The following is a 2,793-nucleotide window of genomic DNA, read 5'->3' as shown; positions in this document are numbered from 1 at the left end:
CTCAGAAGGAAGACCAGATGCAGAAAGTCAGGAAGGCAGTCATCCCGGTGGCGGGGCTCGGAACGCGGTTCCTGCCGGCGACCAAGTCGATGCCGAAGGAAATGCTGCCCGTCGTCGACAAGCCTGTCGTGCAATATGCCGTCGACGAGGCGTTCGAGGCCGGCATCGAGCACATCGTCTTCGTCACCGGCCGCAACAAGGCGGTCATCGAGGACTATTTCGACCTGCACCCTGAACTGATCGGCACGCTGGAGCAGACCGGCAAGAAGGCGCAGCTCGAATCGCTGGAAAGCCTGCTGCCGATGGCCGGCGCCACCTCCTTCATCCGCCAGCAGTCGCCGCAGGGTCTCGGCCACGCCGTATGGTGCGCGCGCGACGTGATCGGCAACGAGCCGTTCGCGCTGCTGCTTCCCGACATGGTGTCCTTTGGCGCGCGCGGCTGCCTTGCCGAGACGGTCGACCTTTACCAGCGCACCGGCGGCAATGTGATCGCCGTGGAGCGCTGCGACCCGGCTGAAACCAGCAAATACGGTATTGTCGGCCGCGGCGACGAGGTCGGCTCCGGCTTCAAGGTCACGGCGATGGTCGAAAAGCCGGCGCCCGCCAACGCGCCGTCGAATTTTTACATCAACGGCCGCTACGTCCTGCAGCCGGAGGTCTTCGCCCTGCTCGGCAACCAGCAACGCGGCGCCGGCAACGAAATCCAGCTCACCGACGCCATGGTGCGCCTGGCTCAGAGCCAGCCTTTCTACGCCCAGCCTTTCGACGGCCGCATGTTCGACTGCGGCTCCAAGGAGGGCTTCATCGAGGCCACCATCGCCTTCGCCTTGGCGCGCGACGACATGAAGGGCCCTGTCTTCGAGATGCTGCAGCAATTTGTCCGGTCGCATGAGCGCCGGGAAGTAGCCGCATAATGCCCATCTTTCGGGTGCATATGCGGTTTCGCGATGGCGCGACAGCCACTCCAGCGCCCGGGCCTTCCGGCCCGGCGCATCCTGGCAACAACGTTGCGCGGTCTTTTCTGGTCACGACGCCGATCTACCAAGGCCGATAGCGCCTGCAACCTGGAATTGGACCGAACATGAACTATGCCAACTTCCCTCTCGACAAGAGGGTGCCGTTGCCCGGTGCCGATCAGGAAAAGGGCGAAGACTTCATCGATGTCGAGCGTCTGCTCGGTATGGCGGCCCGACAGGCCAAGGTCGTGGCGGCCTGCGCCGTCATCGGCCTGTTCCTGGGCGTGATCTATCTGCAGACCACGCCCAAGCAATATATGTCCGTGGCGAGCGTCCTGGTCGACGAGGGCCTGAACAAGGTCGTCGACGACATCTCGGCGGCGTCACAAACCGTTCAGACCGACGCTTCCTTTCTCAGCCAGGTCGAGATTCTCACCTCCGCACGCCTGGCGTCGGTGGTGGTCGACAAGCTGAAGCTCGATCAGAACGACGCGTTCATGAACCCGCCCCAATCGGCGCTGGCCAAGGGCATAGGCTTCCTGCGCGGCGTGGTCGGATATTTCCGCGGCAGCTCGGCGGGCGACATCCCCGGCATTGAGAATGTCGACGAGGCGACGCGCCAGGCCATGATCAAGACGGCGACGCACGACTATGCCGTGTTGAAGCTGCAGAGCGAGGTGCTGGCGCAGCGCAACGGCCGCAGCTACGTGATTTCCATCGGCTACCAGGCGCCCGACCCTGCTTTGGCCACGGCCATTACCAAGGCCTATGCCGATGCCTATCTGGCCGACCAACTCAACGCCAGCTTCGATGCCACCGAGCGCGCCGCCTTGTGGCTGCAGGGCCGGCTCACCGAGCTGCGCGAAAGCTCGCAGCGGGCTGCGATGGCGGTCGAGAAGTTCAGGGCCGAACATGGGCTCTCCGCCAACAGCGACGGCCAGTTGCTGAGCGACAAACAGCTCGCCGATCTCAATGCGCAGCTCATCGTCGCCCAGGCCGATACCGCCAGAGCCAGCGCTCGCTACCAGCAATACAAGGCGATCGTCGACAGCGGCTCCGAAAGCGCCTTCAACGATTCGGCCATCGGCGCCGACCAGCCGAGCAGCTCGGTCATCATCGGGCTCAAGACCCGCTATCTGGCCATCGCCAAACGCCTGCAGGACGTCGAGACCAATTTTGGCAAGGACCATCCGCAGGCGGTCGCGCTGGCCAAGGAAAAGGCCGACGTCTTGGCGCAGATTTTCGGTCAGCTGAAGCAGCTCACCGAAAGCTACCGCAACGACTTCCAAGTGGCGCAGGCGCGCGAGCAGGCGCTGCGCGACAAGATCTCCACGGCCGCCGGCAAGAGCTCGATCGACAACCAGTCGCAGGTGAAGCTGAAGGAGCTCGATCAGCAGGCCCAGGCGCTGACCACGCTCTACCAGACCTTCCTCAGCCGTTACGAGGAAGCCTCGCAGCAGCAGTCCTTCCCGGTCGGCAAGGTCCGCATCATATCCGACGCGACGATGCCGCTCGCGGCCTCCAGCCCCCGCACCTTGCGCGTGCTGGCGCTGTCGCTGGTGCTCGGCCTGATGCTCGGCGCCGGCTTCGGCGGCCTCAACGAGTTCAACGAGCGGTTCTTCAGGACGGGCGAGGACATCCGTGACCGTGTGGGACTGAAGTTCCTCGGCTATCTGCCGACGATCGGCGGCGGCAAGGCCAAGGATTCCAAGGCCGACGACCTGCCGGCCGACGGCAAGGTGGCAAGCCTTTCCGCGGCGGAGAAACGGGCGCGCATGCGTGTCAGCATCGATGCCCCGGCTTCGATGTTCGCCGAGACGCTGCGCAACGCCAAGAT

Annotated in this window: 2 protein-coding genes; both read left to right on the top strand. The window is 64.3% G+C overall.

The genetic code is table 11. The annotated features are described in order from the left end of the window. Positions 1 to 17 precede the first annotated feature (17 nt). Positions 18 to 914 (top strand): UTP--glucose-1-phosphate uridylyltransferase GalU, encoded by an 897-nt coding sequence (gene galU, locus EOD07_RS29525; RefSeq protein ID WP_127237850.1) that lies wholly within the window; start codon positions 18 to 20, stop codon positions 912 to 914. Between the two features lie 167 nt (positions 915 to 1,081). Beyond that, on the top strand, positions 1,082 to 2,793 hold a 1,712-nt coding region (locus EOD07_RS29520; protein WP_127237849.1), incomplete at its 3' end, for a GNVR domain-containing protein.

It is taken from the genome of Mesorhizobium sp. M2C.T.Ca.TU.002.02.1.1, assembly GCF_003997225.1.
The sequence above is the reverse complement of the archived record's forward strand: the minus strand, read 5'-3'. Positions and strand labels throughout refer to the sequence as shown.

Excerpts from the sequence above, each read along its gene's own strand:
- galU (WP_127237850.1), top strand. The coding sequence starts at position 18 with ATGCAGAAAGTCAGGAAGGCAGTCATCCCGGTGGCGGGGCTCGGAACG.